Here is a 21,609-nt window from a genome sequence, read left to right as displayed (position 1 = left end):
GGGGAGTACGGTGGCTTGCCTGAGGCGCGCCAGACGATGATGTGCGGCTCCCACGGGCTGAGCACCGGGGTCGCGACGCCTATTGCTATGATTGCACATCATGGGTAACAGACCGCCTTCCGGCATCCTGATCGTCATGCCTGCCTGGAATGAAGCAGAGGCGATCGGTGACACCATCAGGGACATCAGACGTGTGGAACCCGCAATGGACATCCTCGTGGTCGACGACGGCTCCCGGGACGACACGGCGAGGATCGCAGCGGAGGCCGGGGCCGTCGTCCTGAAGCTCCCGTTCAACCTGGGGGTCGGCGGCGCGATGCGCACCGGCTTCAAGTACGCGCTCCGCAACGGATACTCGGGCGTCATCCAGGTCGATTCGGACGGGCAGCACATGCCCGAGGAGATCGCGAAGGTCGTGAAAGGCCTGGAGACCGCCGACATCTCCATCGGGGCGAGATTCGCCGGCAAGGGGGACTACCAGGCGAAAGGGCCGCGCCGCTGGGCGATGTCGCTTCTCGCCGCGGTCATCTCGCGTGTGGCGGGCACCAGGCTGACCGACGTCACTTCCGGCTTCAGGGCCGTCAACCAGCGCGGCCTCCACCAGTACATCGAGCACTTCCCGGCGGAGTACCTCGGTGACACGGTCGATTCGCTCGTCGTCGCGCTCAAGTCAGGCTGTACGGTTACCCAGGTGCCCGTGGAGATGAGACCGCGCCAGGCCGGCACCCCGAGCCAGGGTCCGTTGAAATCGGCGATCTACCTCGCGCGGTCCGGACTGGTCCTGTGTTTCGCCCTCGCCCGGAGAAAGACTCCGCGTGATCACCAGGCTCCCTCGACCGGGGACATAGCAGGAGAAGGACCCGTACCAGCATGAGCGTGGCACTTTCACTGTTCTCCTCCATCCTGATCGTCGTCGCCGTCCTCGTGATGCTGCGCAACGGGAAACTGCGCGAGAAGTACGCCATCCTCTGGATCGTGATCGGCAGCCTGTCGATCGTCCTGGCGCTGTTCCCCAGCATGCTGGAATTCGCCGCGGACGCGGTCGGAGTGATCATCCCGGCCAATCTGCTCTTCGCACTGGCCATCCTCCTTCTCCTGGGAGTCTCCCTGCATGTATCCCGCGAGCTGACCATCCTCGAGGACGAGACCCGCATCCTCGCCGAAGAGGTATCGATCCTCCGTGCGGCAGTGGAGCGGTTGAGCGGCTCGACTGCCACCAACGTCCCCCGCAACCGGACCGACAACCCGATGAACTTTGACCAACAGAGGAAAGACCTATGACTATTGACGTGATGTTCCCCTATTACGGGGATGTGGCGATGATGAAGGCGGCAGTACAGTCCGTCCTCGACCAGGAATACCGTGACTTCGTGCTGACCATCGTCGACGACGGATTCCCGGACGATTCGCTGCCCGCCTACTTCAAGTCCCTGACGGACTCGGACGAGCGCGTCCGGTACTTCAGGAACGAGGTCAACCTCGGCGCGAACGCGAACTACCGGAAGTGCCTGTCCCTCATCGAGCACGACTACGTCGTGATCATGGGCGCGGACGACCTCATGCTCCCGAACTACCTCTCCGTGGTCCAGGAGGGCTTCGCGGGGCAGGCCGTGGACATCATCCAGCCCGGCGTCGACGTCATCGACGAGAACGGGACCGTCTACGAACCGGTGGGCGATCGGGTCAAGAGCTACCTGCGCCGGCGGCTCGTGGGAGAGAGCGCGAGTGCGGTCGTGAAGGGCGAACCGCTCGCCGCGAGCCTCCTCACGGGCGACTGGCTGTACTTCCCGTCCCTCGCCTGGCGATCCGAAGCCATCAAGCGCCACAGCTTCAGGGAGCAGTACGACGTCGTGCAGGACCTCGCCCTGGCGACGGACATCATCATGTCGGGCGGGAAGATGCTCGTCCTGGCGGAGACCTGCTTCCTCTACCGGCGCCACCGCGAATCCGACTCCTCCGTGCGGGCCCTCGACGGCCGCCGGTTCGCCGAGGAACGCGCTTTCTTCGACGAGTGCGTCAAGGACTTCCGGAAGCTCGGATGGGAGCGGGCCGCGACCGCCGCGAGCCGGCACGCGTCGTCCCGGCTCCATGCACTGACCCTTCTGCCCCAGGTGGCCCGACGCCGTATGTGGGGTGGCATGCGCAAGCTGACCGCTCACGCCATCGCCAGATAGTGGTGCGCAGCAGGTCCTCCACGCCACGGCCCGCAGGGGCCGAGCGGAGCGTCTCCGGCACGTGGTACCTCGTCGGGTCGCTCCTCCAGGGGCTGGGGCTCCTGCTCATCCAGCCCTTCGCCATCAGGATCCTGGACGAACGGCAATGGGGGTACGTCTCGACGTCGGTGGTGACCATCCAGGTCCTGGTCGTCCTCATCTCCGCAGGCCTCCCTCTCGCGATCACGAACCTCTGGTTCGCGCGTGAGCGGGGACAGGACCGCTCCCTGGGGATGTACGGCTTCATGGCCATCGCCTCAGCGGTACTGGCTGCCGTGGCGGTGCTCGGCCTCTTCGGCCTGGGCGCGCTGGGTGACGGGGGTGTGGCACCGACCACCGTCCTGTCGGTGGTCAGCGTCGGCGTCCTCGGAACGGTCCTGGGTTCACAGGCCGTCCTCCGCGCGCAGAACCGGCCCGGACGCTTCGTGTTGCTGAGTATCGGCTCGTCCGTCATGGCGAATCTCCTCGGTCTGGTGGGGATCATCCTCATCGCGCCCACCGCCGAGGTCTATATGGGTGCCTACAGCCTCGCTGTCCTGGCCACCGGAGTCGCGGCGCTCGTCCTCGCCCGGCCGCGCCTGCCGTGGAGGGTGCCGGGATCGAGCGGCGAATCGTTGAGGATCGCCGGCCCGCTACTGCCGCACACGGGTGCGCTCATGCTGCTCACACAGGGGTCCGTCCTGATCCTCGCCTATGCCGCCACGGTCGAGGACGCGGGTCATTTCGGGGCGGTCCTGATCTTCGCGTTGGGCCCGATCACGATCCTGAACGCCCTGAACAACGCCTGGTCCACCCGGATGATGTCCGCCGGGAGGGACCGGCTGGTGGCAGAGACCCGGCGCGTGTCCCTCGAAGCCGCGGGCTGGGCGGCGGCGGTCGGGCTCCTGGCCTCCGCCGGAGCAGCCGTGGGATCGTTCGTCCTCTCCACCGAGCCCGCGCTCGTCTGGCCGATCGCGATGACGCTCCCGCTGGTGTCGACCGGCTACGCGTTGTTCCTCGTGTCCTCCAACCTGCTGTACATCGCCAACGGGACGCGGCGCCTCGCCGTCGCGACGCCCTGCGTCCTGTTCGTCGTCGCCCTGCTCGCCTACTGGCCCGCCTCGGAGTCCGGCCTCGTGCTGGTGGCGATGATCCAGGTGCTCGGGTTCGTGTGCCTGGGCCTGCTGACCTATGCGTTGGTCTTTCGGACGCCTCCTGGCAGAAGCGTGCCCGCTGCGCTGTTCCTGGGAGGCCTCGGCGTGCAGGTGGCCGCCGTGGTCCTGCTCGGCCTCGTCCCGCTCAGCCTCGTCGCCGGTGTGGTCGAGGTCGCCGTGGTCGTCGCCGTCCTGGTGGCGCTGTTCCTTCTCCGGTCCCGGCGGAAGACCGAGCAGACGCCGTCGGGCTCCGCGCAGCACTAGAGCGCGACGGCGGCGAACCGCTCCGCGAATGCCGGGATCAGCGAGCGGACATGACTCCGTGCGAGATGGTCCCGGTCGAAGTAGATGTGGAGGCCACCGGTCACCGCGTCACAGGTGCCCTCCGGGCAGAACGCGGTTCTACGGCCCGACGCGCGGGCGGCCGGGGCCGTCGTCGATCTCCTCGCCGACGGCGAAGGAGGACAGGAACACGATGTCGGGTGGCGCGGCGAGGACGCGGTCCGAGACCGACCGGCTCCACTCCAGACACCGTAGCTGCACCTTCCCGTCGGTCGTCTCGGATCCTATGAAGGCGGAACGCTTCACATCGACGTACGGACACCCGCGGAGATGACTGATGGTGACCTTCCAGTGATTCTCGCGCGAGCGGAAGCATCGCGGCCTTCCACTGCTCCGCGTGGGAATCACCGACCAGCCAGACGGTCTCGGCGTCGTCCACGCCGTCCGAGAAGTCGCACCGCGGACAGGGTACCGGCGCCGAAGCAGTCGGCTCCGGACCGCGCGTCGAGCCGCCGTGCTTCTGCCGCCTGAGCGGAGGCGGCAGCGATGATGAGGCCGGCGCAGGTCATGGGACCGTCATGGTTGCCGGAACTGTCAGGAGCACGGGCCGCTACGGCGAGGCTCAGGGAGGGAGGGACCGGAGGTACCCGGCGAACGATCGATGATCGCCGGCAGCGCGATATGACGGGCCAGTGCTCCAAGTGGGGCGAGTGGGAGATGGTCCCGGCCGTCCGGACCGGGGCGACCCCCGGAGGGTGTCGGGTGACCAGAGCGGTAACCGGGCGCCGGACGCGATGATCCCCACCGTGCCCCCACCGGAACCGCCGCGAGAAAAGCCCTGGACCTCCGTCGATTCGTCGGACGTCGGTGCGGCGGCGCCGATGAAGCCGGGTCCGGTGCGCTGGGCGATGCCTGCGACGTGGAGACGCGCGAGGAAGCGCTCGTCCATGCACCACGCAGAGGCAGCTGCGGCGACGCCCGCCGGCCGTGAACTCCTGCACCCGGGCGGGCGTCCCTCCCGCGCCGTCGCCATCAGGCGATCCGCGGGCAGGTAGATCGCGGCGACCAGGAGGGACAGGTGGCGACGAGCAGTGCGGTGGGCAGGAGACGTCGGGCCCGCCGCGCCGGGGACTGCCCGAGCAGCCATGGTCGATCACTCGGACTCCTCCTCGTCGGGATCGTCTCCCGGATGCCCGGACGGGCCGTCGCGACCCCAGGTCCTTCCTTCTGTCTCCCTGTCGGCCCCTCGCGGTGGGGGTGGGTCAGGTTTTTCTGACGCCGGTGGTGGGGGTCCAGGTGAGGGTTCCGCGTTGGAAGGTCTGGGTGCAGCGGGTGCTGGTGGTGCAGGTCTGGTTGCTGGTGGGGTAGCCGAGGGCTCCGTTCTCGGCGCCGGACTGCCGGTAGGTGGTGCGGATCGGCCCTTCGGCGGTGATCCTGGCTCCGGTCTTGGCGCTCCAGAGGACTTCGCCGCCCTCGAAGGACTGGTAGCAGCCGCCCTCGCGCAGGCCGCAGATCTCGTTGACCCGTGGGTAGCCGAGGGAGCTGTTCTCGGCGCCGGCGCTGCGGTAGGCGGTGCGGATGGATCCGGTGGTGACGGGTTTGGCTCCGGTGCTCGGGCTCCAGAGGATCTCGCCGCCCTGGAAGGACTGGTAGCAGCCGCCCTCGCGCAGGCCGCAGATCTCGGCGCTGGTGGGGAAGCCCAGTCGGCCGTTCTCGGCTCCCATGGATCGGTAGAGGTCGCGGATCCCGCCCTGCCTGCTGATCTCGGCTCCGGAGGCGGTGGACCAGAAGATCTCGCCGCCCTGGAAGGACTGGTAGCACCCTGCGTCGCGGATCCCGCAGATCTGTGCGTTCGCGGGGTAGCCCAGGATGCCGTTCTCTGCTCCTGCCGTGCGGTAGGTGGTGCGGATGGGGCTGTTATAGGTGATCTCGGCTCCGGTGGTGGGGGACCAGAAGATCTCGCCGCCCTGGAAGGCCTGGTAGCAGCCGCGGTTCTTCAGGCCGCAGGTCTCTTCGCCGTCGGGGAATCCGAGGACGCCGTTCTCGGCCTTGGAGCTGCGGTAGAGGTCACGGATCCCGCCGGCCCTGCTGATGTGCGCTCCGGTCTTGCTGGAGTAGAGGATCTCCCCGTTCTGGTAGGCCTGGTAGCAGCCGCCGTCCCTGAGGCCGCAGATCTCCGCGGTGACGGGGTAGCCGAGGATGGTGTTCTCGGCTCCTGCGGCGCGGTAGGCGGTGCGGATCGGGCCGGCCTTGCTGATCTGGGCTCCGGAGGCCGGGGACCACAGGATCTCGCCCCGCTGGAAGGACTGGTAGCAGCCGCCATCGCGGATCCCGCAGATCTCCGCGGCGACGGGGAAGCCCAGGGCTCCGTTCTCCGCGCCTGCGGCGCGGTAGGCGGTGCGGATCGCGCCGGCCTTGCTGATCTCGGCTCCGGAGGCTTCGGACCAGAACATCTCGCCCTTCTGGAAGGACTGGTAGCAGCCGCCATCGCGGATCCCGCATACCTGGGCGGCCTTCGGGTAGCCCAGGACACCGTTCTGGGCTCCGGCGCTCACCCATGCACTGCGGATGGGGCCGTTGAGGGAGATCACAGCACCCGTCCCGGAGGACCAGATGACCGTGCCGTTGTTGAATCCCTGGTAGCACCCTCCATCGACCAGGCCACAGACCACACCGGACTTCACCGCACCGAGCTCCGGAGCAGAAGAGACCAGCGCTGAGATAGCCGCCGCCGCACGCGCTTCCGGCGAGTTCGAGGTGTTCCTGGCGAAGGTGTCCAGGCTCGCGAGATCCCCGTTCCACTGGTTCCAGTCGCCGATCACCGGGCCGCTGTCCGTATACTGCCAGACATCCTGCTTGGTCCACCCGGTGGGCATCGTGCCGGGGGTGGTCGTCCCGTAGCGCGCTATGTGCAGCGCGTGATCGCCGAACGCCGTGGAGTTGCCGGTGCATTGGTTCCACCAGCTGGCCGCGGTGTAGATCATCGGCTTACGACCGGTCAGCACCTGCATCTCCCGTGAGAAGTCGGCGATCCATGCGACCATCTGGGACGGCGTCATGTTGTAGCAGGTGTTGCCCAGTGACGGGTAGGGATTGAACTCGACGTCGAGGAGGGGCGGGAGGGTCTTGCCGTCCGCGCTCCATCCTCCACCGTTCCTGACGAAGAATTTCGCCTGCTCAGAACCCGAGGACATGTTCGGTAGGGCGAAGTGATACGCACCCCGATACATCCCCGACGCAGCCGACCCTGCGTACTGATCGGAGAAGTAGGGGTTGACGTAGTCGTTGTTCTCGGTCGCCTTCACGTAGGCGAAGCGGGAACCGTACCTCCACGCCGACGGCCAGTCGACGAACCTCCCCTGATGACTGCTCACATCCACACCGAGGACTCCGCCCGGAGTCCAGTAGTTCGTTGCGGCCGAACCTTCGTCCGAGGGGGATTCGACGCCCTCCGTTCCATCGGGACGGCTGTCGCGCGACTCCGCGGCGCGAGGGACCTGGGGGTCGCCGGTCTCGGCGATCCGTGCGAGTCCCTGTCCCATGGAGGCGTTCCTCTCCTCGGGCGCCATCGCGGAGAGACCCTGCTGTTCCGTCTCTTCCGCCTCGTCCGCAGCCGGCTCGAGGACATCCTTCGGAAGGGCGGAGGGCTCCACCTCGGCGGCCTTCCCGTCGTCGACGGGGGCCTCATCGCCGGCCGGGGCCTCGGCGACGGTGGTCGGAGCGGCCGGCGGAGCTCCGTCGATGTTCTCGATCGCGAGGGCCGGTGCTACCGACACAGGGGCAACGGGACCGATGAGGATCGCTGTCAGCAGGACAGCGACGCCGGCCAGGGTAGAGGTTCGTCTGGTTGTCATCGTGGAATCACCTATGTATTCGGGGACTGCACCCGCAGGCGCGCGTACTGGTGGTCGGTGGGGGTGGGTCAGGTTTTTCTGACGCCGGTGGTGGGGGTCCAGGTGAGGGTTCCGCGTTGGAAGGTCTGGGTGCAGCGGGTGCTGGTGGTGCAGGTCTGGTTGCTGGTGGGGTAGCCGAGGGCTCCGTTCTCGGCGCCGGACTGCCGGTAGGTGGTGCGGATCGGCCCTTCGGCGGTGATCCTGGCTCCGGTCTTGGCGCTCCAGAGGACTTCGCCGCCCTCGAAGGACTGGTAGCAGCCGCCCTCGCGCAGGCCGCAGATCTCGTTGACCCGTGGGTAGCCGAGGGAGCTGTTCTCGGCGCCGGCGCTGCGGTAGGCGGTGCGGATGGATCCGGTGGTGACGGGTTTGGCTCCGGTGCTCGGGCTCCAGAGGATCTCGCCGCCCTGGAAGGACTGGTAGCAGCCGCCCTCGCGCAGGCCGCAGATCTCGGCGCTGGTGGGGAAGCCCAGTCGGCCGTTCTCGGCTCCCATGGATCGGTAGAGGTCGCGGATCCCGCCCTGCCTGCTGATCTCGGCTCCGGAGGCGGTGGACCAGAAGATCTCGCCGCCCTGGAAGGACTGGTAGCACCCTGCGTCGCGGATCCCGCAGATCTGTGCGTTCGCGGGGTAGCCCAGGATGCCGTTCTCTGCTCCTGCCGTGCGGTAGGTGGTGCGGATGGGGCTGTTATAGGTGATCTCGGCTCCGGTGGTGGGGGACCAGAAGATCTCGCCGCCCTGGAAGGCCTGGTAGCAGCCGCGGTTCTTCAGGCCGCAGGTCTCTTCGCCGTCGGGGAATCCGAGGACGCCGTTCTCGGCCTTGGAGCTGCGGTAGAGGTCACGGATCCCGCCGGCCCTGCTGATGTGCGCTCCGGTCTTGCTGGAGTAGAGGATCTCCCCGTTCTGGTAGGCCTGGTAGCAGCCGCCGTCCCTGAGGCCGCAGATCTCCGCGGTGACGGGGTAGCCGAGGATGGTGTTCTCGGCTCCTGCGGCGCGGTAGGCGGTGCGGATCGGGCCGGCCTTGCTGATCTGGGCTCCGGAGGCCGGGGACCACAGGATCTCGCCCCGCTGGAAGGACTGGTAGCAGCCGCCATCGCGGATCCCGCAGATCTCCGCGGCGACGGGGAAGCCCAGGGCTCCGTTCTCCGCGCCTGCGGCGCGGTAGGCGGTGCGGATCGCGCCGGCCTTGCTGATCTCGGCTCCGGAGGCTTCGGACCAGAACATCTCGCCCTTCTGGAAGGACTGGTAGCAGCCGCCATCGCGGATCCCGCATACCTGGGCGGCCTTCGGGTAGCCCAGGACACCGTTCTGGGCTCCGGCGCTCACCCATGCACTGCGGATGGGGCCGTTGAGGGAGATCACAGCACCCGTCCCGGAGGACCAGATGACCGTGCCGTTGTTGAATCCCTGGTAGCACCCTCCATCGACCAGGCCACAGACCACACCGGACTTCACCGCACCGAGCTCCGGAGCAGAAGAGACCAGCGCCGAGATAGCCGCCGCCGCACGCGTGGCGTTCGTCTCGGGCGGAGTGATCGTCACGATGGCACTCGCATTCTGCGGCTGGTTCGCGGGGAGGGCTATGGAGCTGATCTCCACCCGTGTTCCCGAGTGCGTGACGAACGTCTGTCCTGCCGCCCAGGTCAGCGAGCGGTGCGAGTATCCGGACAGCCTGCTGTTCGGGGTGAGGACCACGGAGGCGTTACCGTCCCAGCCGAGGATGTCCTGCTTGGTGATCTTCACGCCCTGATTGCCACCGACGGCACTGGTCCTGTCGAATCCGACGGGCACCCGCAACTCGAGGTAGTAGACCTCCTTGCTGACGGGATCGGTGAACTTCACGGCCCTCGCGGGATCACCGCCGGCCCAGGGCTTCAGGGTGACCCGCTGACTGTCCGTCGGTGTCCCGATATCGCGGATGTCCGAGCCGGACCCGAAGCCGCCGTACTCCCACATGAACGCGTTGATGACCGGGGAACTGACCTGGGCGTAGCCCATCAGATCCGACATGTCGCTGTATTCGGAGGACCAGCACGCCGGATCGGCCCATGAACCGCCCGTCCTCGGAGCGTCGGCGCGGCCGCTCGTGCAGGCCAGCGAGTTCGCGTGGTGCAGGCCGAGGACGTGCCCGAACTCGTGCGTGACGACGTTGTTCGTGAGTGCGGAGGGGTAGGGCATGATGACGCGACCGGTGGTCGGCCCGTCCGTGAAGCCGCCGCCCAGGATGCCCCAGGACCCGTTGTAGTTCAGGTCCGCGTGCGGGACGAAGATGACCAGGGCTTCGTAGGGGCGGTACTGCCAGTTCAGCTCCTTTGTCACGGTCGCCATGATCGTGCCGTAGGAGTCGGTGATCTTGGCCTTGGAGACGTGGCGGTATTCGTTGACCTTCGTCATCGACAGCCGCCCGGCGGAGACCGACTTCCAGTACGCGTCGGCGTTCGTGATGGAGTTGCGGGCCGCCGTCATGTTGATCGCATTGGTGTCGGCAACTGTCTTCCCCGACAGTTGCACGGTGACCAGCGTGACCTTGAAGGCTCCGGAGCGCGGGGCGAGCGCCGCATTCCCTCCGCTGCCGTCGAGGTTCAGGGGTGACGCCGCCTTCATCGGCGTGACCGGCTCCGTGTAGTGCTCTCCATAGCGGGCATTCGAGCCGGGTTCGTCGAGCGGATTCCACTTCAGGTCCGGGACGAAGGAGGTCACTTCGTCCCGCGCCGCGGGCTGCTCCACAGGTGCTGCGGTCTTGGTGGGGGCAGGGGCCGTCGGCGCGGTCGTCGCCGCCGGGGCGGGAGCCGCGCTCCGCGTGGGGGCCGGCGAGGGAGGGGCCGGCGTCCTGGCGGTCGAAGGAGCCGGAGCGGTCGGCGGGGCGGTCGGCGTTGCTGTCGTCGACGGCGACGGCGACGGGGTGGTCACAGTGTTGGTTGCTACTGCGGGAACCGCGGTACTCAGAAGTCCGAAGGACAGCAGGGCCGCGCACAGGAGCCGAACGGGGGAGGGCAAAGTCACAGGTTTCTCCAGCAGAATCCGGGCGTCAGCCAGGTGGTTGAATTCCCGTGCAGACTACAGTTCTGTGACCTACGTGACTAACGTTTCGGAAGTGAAACCGGAATCTTAGGCAAAACCTGCGCTTCTGTCCGGATCCGCGCGGGTGTGTCGTCCTTGCGCGGAAGTCGCTGCTGTGATCGTCCCGGCGGCGTCGGGCGTTGTGCACATGCGGCGACTGCTCTGGTCGGGCAGCGCTCCGTTCAGTAGGGTGAGGCCGGCGGATGCAATTCCGGGCCCGGACGGCGGATCGACGTCGGCGGGCGAACAGATGGGGGACATCGATGGATGCTGTTCGCTTGGTGGAGGGCGAGGTGCGGGAACTCATCCGCACGCGCGGGCTCGATCCCGCCCGCCAGGTCGGTGAGGTGCAACTCCTGGTGCGCGACGCCCTCGCCGACTACGAGGAGCGTTCCATGCTCGGTGCGCTCCCGCCGCTCCTCGATGATCCGTCCATCGAGGAGATCTGGATCAGAGGAGCGGCGACCCCTGGAGGGGGAGGGGATGACCCCCTGTGGGCGTGGGGATCAACTAGAGAGATAGGCACTATGCCAGAGGAGTGCCTTCAGGAAAGGCAGGGGGACTTGCCCCGACCCCACCCCGTGCCGTCGTTCTGAGGAAGCGGCGACCTTCCGCTGGTCGATCAACATCTAAGGCAACAGGCGAAGTCTTAGGTGTTTCGCTCAAGCAACAGCGCCCCGCCCATTCAAGGGTGAGGGCGCTGTGTGGTTCTGAATGCATGATCTCAGGAGGGCGATATAGCCGCTGGTTGCACGTCTGCAGATGAGTTGCGTGGCAGTGGCGGAACCGATGTCTCCGCCTTCTGCTCCAAAGCCGTCCTGGTTTTATGCACATCGTCGAGGATGAACTTCCATCCCTCGTACTTGCTTTCTTCCCGTCGAGATATTCGAATCGCGTACACCAGTACTCCTAGAAGACTACTGCGAACAGGGATACGAACAGAGCTGCATTCTCAGGTCCGGACAACTCGGCAACGACGATACCGAGCACGATGACGATGATCGGCATTACGAGCGGAGCGGCCTTCACATTGAAATGCTCGTCTGCTTCCCGCACTGCTCCGATAAGCACGAGGCGATCATCGTAACCCATGATGCGAAATTCACTAAGAATTAGTTTTATTGGGCTTCTGCTTCCTAACGATGGTCTGCGGGGGCTGTTTATCATTCGATCACGTCACGACGTCGGTATGTTCGTTCACTTTCTTCCTTGAGTGGTGCGGTGCGATCAACTGGCATGGTTTGGGCCGGCCCGGGTGGCGGGCGGCTTCGCAAGAATATGACGCTTCCGTGACGGTTCCAGTGATCCGCGAAGTTTTGCGCGTCTTGTGCGAGGCGCGTCTGCCTCAGGGGATAGACGGGTGTGCCGGCGTTACGCCACACCCAGCCCTCCTGCCGAGCGCAGAAGTGTGGCTCGAGAAAGGAGATCTTCAAAGCGGTTGCTGTCTACGAGATGGCTGCTGCTCGGACCCTGATTGCCTGGGTGGGAGCGGACCCACGCGTACACGCGGCGGGGTGGCTGATCATCGGCGGCCACGCGTGCGTCGCCGGGCAGGTAACCCGCCTCGGGCAGTTGCAGCCGCTCGACGGGCACATTCCGATTGGGTCCAACGGTCGGTGGTTGGACGCTGGGCAGACCGGCATCGACTCGGTGAAAACACGCTTGAACAGCGCCGTCGCGAAGAGAGGCCGCTGGATTATTCGGGCTCACCCACAGTACGTGGGGGTCACGAACTACATCACCGCCGCACAAATGGACGCGTTCCTTGCATCTCTCGCTGCACGACGGGATACGGGGGAGCTTTGGATCCTCCCATTCAGGGAGTGGAATATCGCCACGCTCTAGTGGCCGACCGGATGGGCCCCACCTCTACGGAGATGGGGTGTTCCCGTGGTTGTTCTACGTGCAGTCCTCACAGAACAGCGTGTCGGTTTCGTCTCCGCAGAGCTGGCAGTGGTGGTCCGTGTATCCCATACAAGAACGTTAGGAAGGCATTCCCGTAAGTGTCATGAGTATCAGCTACTTGTTTTCCAGCTCTGGTACTCGTGAGCGTTGAAGCCGAACCTTGGTTGAGTGTGCTGTAGCCAACGGGGCCGGGCTTAATGATTATTTTCCTGTGAGGATCTGTGTCACGGCCGAAGGGGGCCTCCCGGGGCCTGGCTGGGTGCCGCCGGCGGGTAGAGGACATCCTCGCGGCTGTAATGCCCCACGACGTCGAATATCCGCTTAGCGGTCAGGGTGTGGTTCAGATCGACGTCTGCCACGACCATCCCTTCCTGGTCATAGAGAGGACCGGCGATCGGACGGCCGTCAAGGGGCTCGAAGATCGCCGCTCCACCCCGTCCCAACGCCTGGCCATCCTCGGGCAACGGAACCGGGAAGTCATCGGGAAACGCAGAACGGGGAATGTATTGAGGGGCCGAGACGACGAAGGCGCCGGCTTCGATAGCCACGTGGCTCATCGTGGAAAGCCAGCCTTCTGAGTCATCCGCCGTCGGGGCAGCCAAGATCTGCACGCCCTGACGGTAGAGCTCATACCGGGCCAAAGGCATGCGGTTCTCCCAGCAGAGCAGGCCTCCAACCCTGCCGAATGGAGTCTCGACGACACTCAAGTCATGTCCTGGCCCGATACCGTAGAACAGGCGTTCGTGCATCGTGGGTATCAACTTACGATGCTTCGAGAGCAAACCCTCGGGACCGAGCAGGATCATCGTGTCGTAGAGACTCCCGGGCCTCGCGGATTCCCGTTCGTTCACACTCAGGACGCAGTACATGTCGTGCTTTGCACATGCTTCGATGAGCCGGTCGATCTGTGGGCCGGGGACGTCGATGGAGTTGGCCCAGAGGCGGGTCCACAGGTCATCGAATCCGTCGAACTTGGCCGCTTGATAGGCCCAGACCCCCGAGGGGTAGAGCGGGATGAACAGTTCAGGGAAGACCGCGAGCTTCACGCCCTCCCTTGATGCCTCGTCGAGGAGACGGAGCGCTTTGGATATTGACGCCTCCGCATCGAGGATGACAGGTGTGGCCTGGACTGCTGCGATGCGCACAGTATCTGCGGACATGGCGCACAGTCTGCGCCTCGGCCAGCACCCCGTCAATATCGCAGCGTTGCAGTGGCCGGCACTACTGCCAGGGCTCACGCGTAGCCCGACACCGCAGGTCATCCGGATCGGTGTGACGAGATCGCAACAGGAGGTGTCCGTCAGAAGCTGGGTCCTACCTCGGGCATATCTTGCGCATCCTCGAGGAGACTGCGAGACAGGCAGGAATGAACTGGTTTGGCAGCTCGATCAGGTTGCACCTCAGATCGCCGTCGCAGCACCACGTGACCTGTCGTCCCTCAGCAGGCGGGTTCGAATCCCGGCGAGCGAGGTGCTCCAACATGACGAGGCGGCAAGCTGATCGATCAGCTTGTCGCTTTTCCTTTTGTCACTCGAAGGGGAGGACACTCGAAGTAGAAGCTGCCAGATTCTCGACGGTGTCGCCCTCGTTTCGGGAAGAGACCCACGCGCGACCGCACACATTCGGGTCAAGCACCCGGCCGACCAGCGAAAGCGACGATGACCAGCACCCAAAGTTCGACCTCGGGCATCTCGAACCACACCCGCCGCACCGGGTCTCTAGCCCTCGGCGTCACCGCCCTCCTGGCCAGCGCCCTTCTCACCGGCTGCACCCCCTCGGGCGACGTCATCGACGAGGACTATGCCCAGGTGTGCCAGGACAGGACCACCCAGGAGCGTGTCGAGGACAGCAAATGCAGCGAGGAAGGGCGTTCCAGCAGCCACTTCGGGTGGTACTTCCTGCCCATGGTCCTGAACAGTTCCGGTAGCAGCACGGTCATCCCGCGCGTCGGAGGCAAAGTTTCCGGCGGCACCACGAGCATCCCCTCGGGAACGACCGCCAGGAACGGGTTTGCCGGCGACGGCCAGTCCGTCACGCGTGGCGGCTTCGGCAGCAGCGTGAAGTCCGGTGGCAACGGCGGTCGCTCCGGAAGCATGGGGGGCTGACATGAAGCGTGTCCTCTCGACCCCGCGCCCGGACTGGAAGGACAAGATTGCCAGCCAGGGCCTGCTCTATTCGACGACGATCATGCCCGATGGCTCCGAGATCGAGTACTGGCACGAGAGTGCCTACTACCAGTTCGACCTCGCCGAGGTGGAGATGCTGGAGAAGGTCACCGAGGAGTTGCACGGCATGTGCATCGAGGCGGCCCGCTATCTCGCCACCGGCGCCATGGGCAACATCGGCATCAGCGCCGAAGCGTTGCGGCTTGCCGCCGGTTCACTGGCTCGCAGCGAACCCGCCATCTACGGCCGCTTCGACTTCGCCTACGACGGCGTGAACCCGCCGAAAACGCTCGAGTACAACGCCGATACCCCGACCGGCCTCATCGAGGCGTCGATCGCCCAGTGGTTCTGGCTCCAGGACGTCAAGCCCGATAGCGACCAGTGGAACGGCATTCACGAGGCTCTCATCAAAGCGTGGGACAAGCAGCGCGGCGGCCTGGAAGGCCCGCGGCTGCACGTCGCCCACACCGAGGTCGAGGAATCCGGCGAGGACTGGATGACGGCCGCCTACATGCGTGACGTCGCATCCCAGGCCGGCTGGGAGACTGTGGGCATCAACATGAGCGACCTCGGCTGGGACGCACGGCAGCACCGCTTCGTGGACCTCGACAACAAGGCCATCAGCAACATCTTCAAGCTCTACCCGTGGGAGCTGATGATGAAGGAGGACTTCGGCCAGAAGATCCTCGACTGGCCCGTGATGACCCGGTGGCTCGAACCAGCCTGGAAGATGTTCCTGTCCAACAAGGCGCTCCTGGCCGCCCTCTGGCACCTCTATCCGGACCACCCGAACCTGCTGCCGTCCTACCTCGACGGACCGAACGGCATGGAGGAGTGGGTCGCCAAGCCCCTGCACGGCCGGGAGGGCGACAACATCCGCATCCACGCCAAGGGCGTCGACACCGAGCAGCCCGGCGACTACGGGGCCGAAGGCTGGTGCTATCAGGCGTGGAGCCCACTACCCGACTTCGACGGCAACAGGCCGGTCCTCGGCGCGTGGGTCGTCGACGGTGAGTCCGTCGGTGTCGGCATCCGCGAATCCGACGGATACATCACCGACTATTTCTGCCGGTTCGTCCCCAACGTCATCGATGTCTCGACGAGCACCTGGTAGGGGACCCGCGATAAGTGCTTTTTTTCTGCTTCGTTGCCCGATACGACACCCGCCGATCGACGAGGGGGCCGCCGGCGTGTATCCGACCCATCGGTCCTCCGTGAAAGGGTGACGGACAAGGTGGCGGAATTGAGGGATCAGCGTTGCCAAGAGCCCTGCTCTTCCCCTGGCGGGTCTCACCTCTGGCGCGGACGTCGGCCTGGGCTGTGAGCGCACCGGTTGCACTGTGCTTGGAAAGACGGGGCTGCCGCCCGTTGTCAGCCCCAAGGGAGGGGCCTACACTCGGCGTACAACCCCGGTCGGGGAGAACTCCAGAACCCTTCACTCATCGGATGTACTGGGCGTGCGAATGGGTTTCTGTTCTGGCCTGAGCAGAACAGGAACCAACCATGACCAAGTATCTGTTTCAAGGAAACTATGTGGGCGAGGGCATCAAAGGCCTCATGAAGGAGGGCGGGTCCAAGCGTCGTGACGCGGTCGTCAAGGCACTGGAGTCCGTGGGGGGATCACTCGAGTGCTTCTACTACGCATTCGGTGAAACGGATGTCCTCGGCGTACTCGACGTACCCGATCAACCCAGCGCAGCGTCACTGTCACTGATGATCAATTCCAGCGGCGCCGTGAATCTGCGCCTCACACCCCTCATGACGCCCGAGGATCTCGACGCAGCAGCAAGCAAGACGCCGTCGTATCGGGCACCCGGCCAGTAGCAGGTTCGGGCAGCGCCCTATCTCTCGGGCTGTATATCGACGAGGATGACAGCAAACCGGCGGTCTCTTGTGCGTGCAGTCGGGCAGTCGGATGTGTCCAAGCTCATGTGCGTGATCAGTTGGTTTTTTCCAGGGACTCGCACGCATTGCCTATACATGACGACCTTGAAGATCGCTCATCTCCTGATGATCCTCGCAGCACTCATATTCGGCGTGACAGCGCCCATCCACAATAGTCAGACGCTGCTCGCCTTCGCCCTGCTTGGCGGAGTGCTCCTCATCGCGCACCACGGCCGTCCGCGCGTCGCTGCTGCTGAGGTCGCGCAATCACCACGCCGACCGACGACGAGGTCGTCGCCAGCTTCTCTGCCCTCCTGTCCTGGGACGTAACGGCATCAAGCTGGAAGACAGGGTGCTCTACCCCGGATTTGAGTTCGATCGGACGGCGGGCAAGGTTCACGCTGCGATACCCGATGTGTTCGGTATGGCCCATGACGTGGGTTGGGATGGAGGGGCCCACGTCCTCTGAAGGGTTGCCCCTTCCGGGTACTTCCACGGCGACCGCCCGGTGGACCACGCCATCCATGCAGCCAGGTCCGCGGTGGTAGGACCGGGACCATTGCGCCCGGAGGACCAGGCATCCGCATCATAACCAGTCTCGTCACTATCGCCACTTCGCTCTGAGTCGGCCTGATGGGCCTGCTCAGCGTCACGAGTGACGGCTCCCTCGGGCTCACGTTCCCCGGCATCCTTCCGGTTTGCGGCGGGTCCTCAACTCGCGAACAAGCTCCTCGAGGATCTTGCCGGGGCAGTAGCCGTGGTTGTGCACATGCGGCGACTGCTCTGGTCGGGCAGCGCTCCGTTCAGTAGGGTGAGGCCGGCGGATGCAATTCCGGGCCCGGACGGCGGATCGACGTCGGCGGGCGAACATATGGGGGACATCGATGGATGCTGTTCGCTTGGTGGAGGGCGAGGTACGGGAACTCATCCGCAGGCGCGGGCTCGATCCCGCCCGCCAGGTCGGCGAGGTGCAACTCCTCGTGCACGACGCCGTCGCCGACTACGAGGAGCGTTCCATGCTCGGGGTCCTCCCGCCGCTCGGTCGGCCGGACGCCGCGCGTCAGCAGATCTACGACGCCGTCGCCGGATTCGGGGCACTCCAGCCGCTCCTCGATGATCCGACCATCGAGGAGATCTGGATCAATGCGCCCGCGGAGATCTATGTTGCACGGGACGGAGAATCCGAGCTCACGGCCCTGTCGCTGACGGACCAGCAGGTCCGGGACCTCGTCGAGAAGATGCTGAAGTCCTCCGGGCGGCGGCTCGACCTGTCCTCCCCGTTCGTCGACGCCTCCCTGCCCGACGGTTCCAGGCTGCACGTCGTGATCCCCGACGTGACCCGCAACCACTGGTCCGTGAACATCCGGAAGTTCATCGCGCGTGCCTCGAGGCTCGAGCACCTCGTCGAGCTGGGCTCGCTGTCTCCCCACGCCGCGCGGTTCCTCGGGACGGCTGTCGCCGCAGGCCTGAACATCCTGGTCTCCGGGGCCACCCAGTCCGGCAAGACGACGATGCTCAATTGTCTAGGGGCCTCCATCGGCCCACGGGAGAGGGTCATCACCGTCGAGGAGATCTTCGAACTGCAGTTGCCCCTGCGTGACGTCGTCGGCCTGCAGTGCCGCCAACCCAACCTCGAAGGTCACGGGGAGATCCCGCTGCGGCGCCTCGTGAAGGAGGCCCTTCGGATGCGGCCGGACCGGCTGATCGTCGGCGAGGTGCGCGAGGCCGAGAGCCTGGACATGCTCATCGCACTCAACAGTGGACTGCCCGGGATGTGCAGCGTCCATGCCAACAGTGCGCACGACGCCATCACCAAGATCTGCACGCTGCCGCTCCTGGCAGGCGAGAACATCTCCAGCAGCTTCGTGGTGCCGACGGTCGCCTCCTGCATCGACCTCGTGGTGCACTGCGCCCGGTTGCCCGGCGGCCGGCGCCGGGTCACCGAGATCATGGCACTCGGACGGCGCGTGGAGAACGGCGTCATCGAGTCCTCCCCGGTCTTCACGCGGATCGAGGGAAGCCTGGAGCTGACGGCCACCGGTATGCCGGCCGAGGAGAAATTCGCGGCCGCGGGCGTCGACGTCTCATCCATCCTGGGCGCGCGGGCGTGACCACGGCGGCGGGCGTCGGCCTCGGCGTCGGCCTGTTCCTGATGTGGTGGTCGTGCTGGGAGCGGCCCGCGGGGGAACGTCGGGCCCCCACGCGGCGGCAGCCCCTCGAAGAACTGCTCCTGCGTGCGGGAGTGGAGCGGGTCTCGGGCCGCGGACTGCTCGCCACCTGCGGTGCCACGGGACTGGTCGTGCTGCTCATCGGGTTCGTGCTCACCGGCTCGGCGCCGATCGCACTGTGCTTCGCGCTGTTCGGCGGATTCATGCCGTTCTCGATCGTGCGATGGCGTGCGGCCAGACGTACCGCCTCGCTCCGCGAGCTGTGGCCCGACGTCGTGGACCATCTCCGGTCGGCCATCCGTGCCGGGCTCTCGCTTCCCGAGGCTCTCATCCAGCTCGGCGAGAAAGGACCCGTCGAGCTGAGGGCCGCCTTCCGGGCCTTCGGCTCCGACTACCGTGCGGGCGGACGGTTCGACGACGCGCTCAACCGGCTCAAGGAACGGCTGGCGGACCCGGTAGCCGACCGCATCGTCGAGGCACTCCGCATGACCAGGGAGGTGGGCGGGTCGGACCTCGGCCGCTTGCTGGGCACGCTGTCCGAATTCCTGCGGGACGCCGCCCGCACCCGCAGCGAACTGGAGGCCCGGCAGTCCTGGACGATCAACGCCGCCCGCCTCGCCGTCGCGGCGCCCTGGTTCGTCCTCATGCTCCTGTCCACCCGGCCGGAGGCGGTGCGCGCCTACAACACGACCGGCGGCGCGGTGGTGCTGCTGGGAGGACTCGTCGTCTCCGTCGTCTGCTACCGCATCATGCTCCGGATCGGGGCACTGCCCGAGGACGAGCGGGTGCTCCGATGACACCGGCGCTCGCGCTGGCGATGCTGTGCGGTCTCCTGCTCGGTACAGGCCTATGGCTGGTCGTCGTCCGGCTCCCGGCCATGCGTGCCACAACCCTGACGCAGCGCATCGCACCCCAACTCCGCGCGGTGGACCTGCGGTCCAGGCTGCTCGCGGACGCGCCGGGCAACGTCACGCCCTTCGGGCCGCTCGAGCGGATCGTGCGCCCCCTGCTCGCCGACGCCGTGGCGTGGTCGCACCGCTTCAACCCGGCGGCCGCAACCCTCGAGCGCAGGCTCGCCCAGGCCGGCCGTGCGCAGACCGCCGCGGACTTCCGGGCTCAGCAGCTGCTCTGGGCCGCGGGCGGACTCGCCGCATCGACGCTGGTCACGGTGCTCCTGGCGGCCTCGGGGTCGGTCAACGTGCCGCTCGCCGTCGTGATCGTCCTCGCCTGCGCCGTCCTGGGGTTCGTCGGCCGCGACCACGTCCTCTCGTCCGAGGTCAAGAGACGCGAGGCCCGCATGCTCGCCGAGTTCCCGAGCCTCGCGGAGCTCATGGCCCTGGCCGTCTCGGCGGGGGAGAGCACGACCGGCGCGCTCGAGCGCATCTGCAGGACGGCGACGGGGGAGTTGGCCGGCGAGTTCGCCCTCGTGCTCGCCGCGACGCGCGCGGGCAAGCCGCTCGTGGAGGCCCTGCAGGAGTTCTCGCACCGCACACGCCTCGCCCCGCTCGCGCGGTTCGTCGACGGCATCACGGTCGCGGTCCAGCGCGGAACGCCGCTCGCGGACGTCCTCCGCGCCCAGGCGCAGGACGTCCGCGACCTGGCGAAGCGCGAGCTGATGGAATCCGCCGGCAAGAAGGAGATCGCGATGATGGTGCCGCTGGTGTTCGGTGTCCTTCCGCTGACCGTCCTCTTCGCCGTCTACCCGGGCATCGCCCTGATCAACCTCGGCTTCTGATACTGCAACCACACCAACGAAGGGGAAACGCCATGAAGATCCCGACCAGCGCCTCGCGCCTCGCCCACCTCCTCCTGAGCATCACGGCGGTCCTGCTGAGCAGGTCCGGGGACCGCGAACGGGGGGATGTGCCCGGCTGGGTGATGATCACGCTCATGTCGGCGGTCCTGGTCGCCGCCCTGCTGGCCATCGCGGGACCCGCCCTCGAGGGCCTGTTCAACCAGGCGATCGATCAGGTCTCGCCCTAGCCCATGACCTTCCCGCTGGTCGATCCGAGCACGAGTCGCGAGCGCCGCGAGGACCGGGAGCGCGGTGCCGCCGTCGTCGACTTCGCCCTGGTCGGAGGTCTGCTGACGGTCGTCTTCATCGCGATCATCCAGCTGACGCTCGTCCTGCACGTGCGGAACACGCTGATCGATGCCGCCGCCTCGGGAGCCCGCTACGGGACGCTCGCGGACCGCTCCCCGCAGGACGCCGTCGGACGTACTGAGGATCTCATCCGGGGGTCGCTCGCCGATGCCTACGGGTCCGACGTCTCGGTCGGTGAGAGCACGGTCGGCGGCGTGAGGACCCTCGAGGTGGTCGTCCGCGCTCCGCTGCCCGTCATCGGACTGGTCGGACCGGCAGGGATCATGGAGGTGCGCGGCCATGCTGCGCTCCCGTCCTGAGGGGACCGCCGGCCGGCCCGGACACCGCGGCACGCCGAGGGCCGGCGCCATCGCGGCAGGCCCTCCGCCCCGAGGACGCCGGCTCCTCGGGGCGGAGAGCGGCAGCGCCGTCGTGGAATTCGTGTTCCTGGGGGTGCTGCTCCTGGTGCCGGTCGTCTACCTCGTCCTGACGGTCGGGCAGCTCCAGGGCGGCTCCTTCGCCGTCGTCGGGGCCGCCGACCAGGCGGCGAAGGTCTACGTGGACGCGCCCACGCCGCAGGAGGCCGACGCGAGGGCGCGCGAGGCGGCCCGCATCGCGCTGGCCGACTTCGGCTTCGGCCCGGAGCAGGCCGTGGTGGACATCGCCTGCAGCGATCAGTGCCTCACGCCGGGGACCACCGTGACGGTCGTCGTCCGCCTCGACGTCCCCCTCCCGCTGATCCCCGCGATCGCGGGAACCCATCCCTCGGCGGCCACCGTGGACGCCACCTCGACCCAGATCGTGGAGCGCTTCGGATGACCCGATGT

The 21,609-nt window shown here is 66.6% G+C and carries 19 protein-coding genes; 14 read left to right on the top strand and 5 right to left on the bottom strand.

Translation table 11 applies throughout. The features are described from left to right. The first annotated feature begins 100 nt into the window (after nt 1-100). Genes MWM45_RS11625 through MWM45_RS11610 form a run of 4 tightly spaced genes read left to right on the top strand, consistent with a single transcriptional unit; the run spans nt 101 to nt 3,610 of the window. The gene (locus MWM45_RS11625) at nt 101-874 is read left to right on the top strand and encodes a glycosyltransferase family 2 protein (RefSeq protein WP_247826579.1); all 774 of its coding nucleotides are present in this window, start codon (nt 101-103) and stop codon (nt 872-874) included. Next, a complete protein-coding gene (locus MWM45_RS11620) occupies nt 871-1,281 on the top strand; it encodes a DUF2304 domain-containing protein (RefSeq protein WP_043441141.1) in 411 nt (136 codons plus the stop codon). Before MWM45_RS11625 ends, MWM45_RS11620 begins: the two co-directional genes overlap by 4 nt. Beyond that, the gene (locus tag MWM45_RS11615; protein ID WP_247826578.1) at nt 1,278-2,174 is read left to right on the top strand and encodes a glycosyltransferase family 2 protein; all 897 of its coding nucleotides are present in this window, start codon (nt 1,278-1,280) and stop codon (nt 2,172-2,174) included. The genes MWM45_RS11620 and MWM45_RS11615 overlap by 4 nt, the downstream gene beginning before the upstream one ends. Beyond that, nucleotides 2,174-3,610 carry a lipopolysaccharide biosynthesis protein gene (locus tag MWM45_RS11610; protein ID WP_247826577.1) on the top strand — a complete coding sequence of 479 codons (1,437 nt, stop codon included), beginning with the start codon at nt 2,174-2,176 and terminating at the stop codon, nt 3,608-3,610. Before MWM45_RS11615 ends, MWM45_RS11610 begins: the two co-directional genes overlap by 1 nt. Before the next feature lie 138 nt (nt 3,611-3,748). Here MWM45_RS11610 and MWM45_RS11605 read toward each other — a convergent pair whose 3' ends face one another. From MWM45_RS11605 to MWM45_RS11595, 3 genes are all read right to left on the bottom strand, one after another. Beyond that, nucleotides 3,749-3,889 carry a hypothetical protein gene (locus MWM45_RS11605; RefSeq protein WP_247826576.1) on the bottom strand — a complete coding sequence of 47 codons (141 nt, stop codon included), beginning with the start codon at nt 3,887-3,889 and terminating at the stop codon, nt 3,749-3,751. Between the two features lie 1,001 nt (nt 3,890-4,890). Beyond that, nucleotides 4,891-7,482, bottom strand: coding sequence for a GH25 family lysozyme (locus tag MWM45_RS11600; protein WP_247826575.1), 2,592 nt, complete (start codon nt 7,480-7,482; stop codon nt 4,891-4,893). 68 nt (nt 7,483-7,550) lie between these two features. Beyond that, nucleotides 7,551-10,427, bottom strand: coding sequence for a hypothetical protein (locus tag MWM45_RS11595; protein WP_247826574.1), 2,877 nt, complete (start codon nt 10,425-10,427; stop codon nt 7,551-7,553). Between the two features lie 413 nt (nt 10,428-10,840). On the opposite strand from MWM45_RS11595, the gene MWM45_RS17780 reads away from it, so the two are divergent. Next, entirely contained in the window at nt 10,841-11,173 is a 333-nt protein-coding gene (locus tag MWM45_RS17780; protein ID WP_418909689.1) for a hypothetical protein, read from the top strand. Between the two features lie 313 nt (nt 11,174-11,486). Here MWM45_RS17780 and MWM45_RS11585 read toward each other — a convergent pair whose 3' ends face one another. Next, complete coding sequence (locus tag MWM45_RS11585) at nt 11,487-11,669, bottom strand: hypothetical protein (RefSeq protein WP_247826573.1); 183 nt, start codon at nt 11,667-11,669, stop codon at nt 11,487-11,489. Between the two features lie 1,037 nt (nt 11,670-12,706). Further along, the gene (locus tag MWM45_RS11580; protein WP_247826572.1) at nt 12,707-13,642 is read right to left on the bottom strand and encodes a carbon-nitrogen hydrolase family protein; all 936 of its coding nucleotides are present in this window, start codon (nt 13,640-13,642) and stop codon (nt 12,707-12,709) included. A gap of 498 nt (nt 13,643-14,140) precedes the next feature. On the opposite strand from MWM45_RS11580, the gene MWM45_RS11575 reads away from it, so the two are divergent. From MWM45_RS11575 to MWM45_RS11535, 9 genes are all read left to right on the top strand, one after another. Next, the gene (locus tag MWM45_RS11575) at nt 14,141-14,587 is read left to right on the top strand and encodes a tRNA-dihydrouridine synthase (protein ID WP_247826571.1); all 447 of its coding nucleotides are present in this window, start codon (nt 14,141-14,143) and stop codon (nt 14,585-14,587) included. Nucleotide 14,588: 1 nt separating this feature from the next. Beyond that, nucleotides 14,589-15,761, top strand: a complete 1,173-nt coding sequence (locus MWM45_RS11570; RefSeq protein WP_247826570.1) for a glutathionylspermidine synthase family protein — start codon at nt 14,589-14,591, stop codon at nt 15,759-15,761. Nucleotides 15,762-16,150: 389 nt separating this feature from the next. Next, a complete protein-coding gene (locus tag MWM45_RS11565; RefSeq protein WP_247826569.1) occupies nt 16,151-16,471 on the top strand; it encodes a GYD domain-containing protein in 321 nt (106 codons plus the stop codon). A gap of 944 nt (nt 16,472-17,415) precedes the next feature. After that, the gene (locus MWM45_RS11560; RefSeq protein ID WP_247826568.1) at nt 17,416-18,642 is read left to right on the top strand and encodes a TadA family conjugal transfer-associated ATPase; all 1,227 of its coding nucleotides are present in this window, start codon (nt 17,416-17,418) and stop codon (nt 18,640-18,642) included. Beyond that, nucleotides 18,639-19,496 (top strand): type II secretion system F family protein, encoded by an 858-nt coding sequence (locus tag MWM45_RS11555; protein WP_418909688.1) that lies wholly within the window; start codon nt 18,639-18,641, stop codon nt 19,494-19,496. The genes MWM45_RS11560 and MWM45_RS11555 overlap by 4 nt, the downstream gene beginning before the upstream one ends. Beyond that, nucleotides 19,493-20,434 (top strand): type II secretion system F family protein, encoded by a 942-nt coding sequence (locus MWM45_RS11550; RefSeq protein WP_247826567.1) that lies wholly within the window; start codon nt 19,493-19,495, stop codon nt 20,432-20,434. The genes MWM45_RS11555 and MWM45_RS11550 overlap by 4 nt, the downstream gene beginning before the upstream one ends. 32 nt (nt 20,435-20,466) lie before the next feature. Beyond that, nucleotides 20,467-20,682: a hypothetical protein gene (locus MWM45_RS11545; RefSeq protein ID WP_247826566.1), complete on the top strand. Its 216-nt coding sequence runs from the start codon at nt 20,467-20,469 to the stop codon at nt 20,680-20,682. A 3-nt stretch (nt 20,683-20,685) separates the two neighbouring features. After that, nucleotides 20,686-21,102, top strand: coding sequence for a TadE family protein (locus tag MWM45_RS11540; RefSeq protein ID WP_247826565.1), 417 nt, complete (start codon nt 20,686-20,688; stop codon nt 21,100-21,102). Further along, nucleotides 21,083-21,601, top strand: coding sequence for a hypothetical protein (locus MWM45_RS11535; RefSeq protein WP_247826564.1), 519 nt, complete (start codon nt 21,083-21,085; stop codon nt 21,599-21,601). The genes MWM45_RS11540 and MWM45_RS11535 overlap by 20 nt, the downstream gene beginning before the upstream one ends. Nucleotides 21,602-21,609 lie beyond the last annotated feature (8 nt).

It is taken from the genome of Arthrobacter antioxidans (assembly GCF_023100725.1).
GTDB classification, from domain to species: domain Bacteria; phylum Actinomycetota; class Actinomycetes; order Actinomycetales; family Micrococcaceae; genus Arthrobacter_D; species Arthrobacter_D antioxidans.
This window is presented reverse-complemented; position numbering and strand designations above follow the sequence as displayed.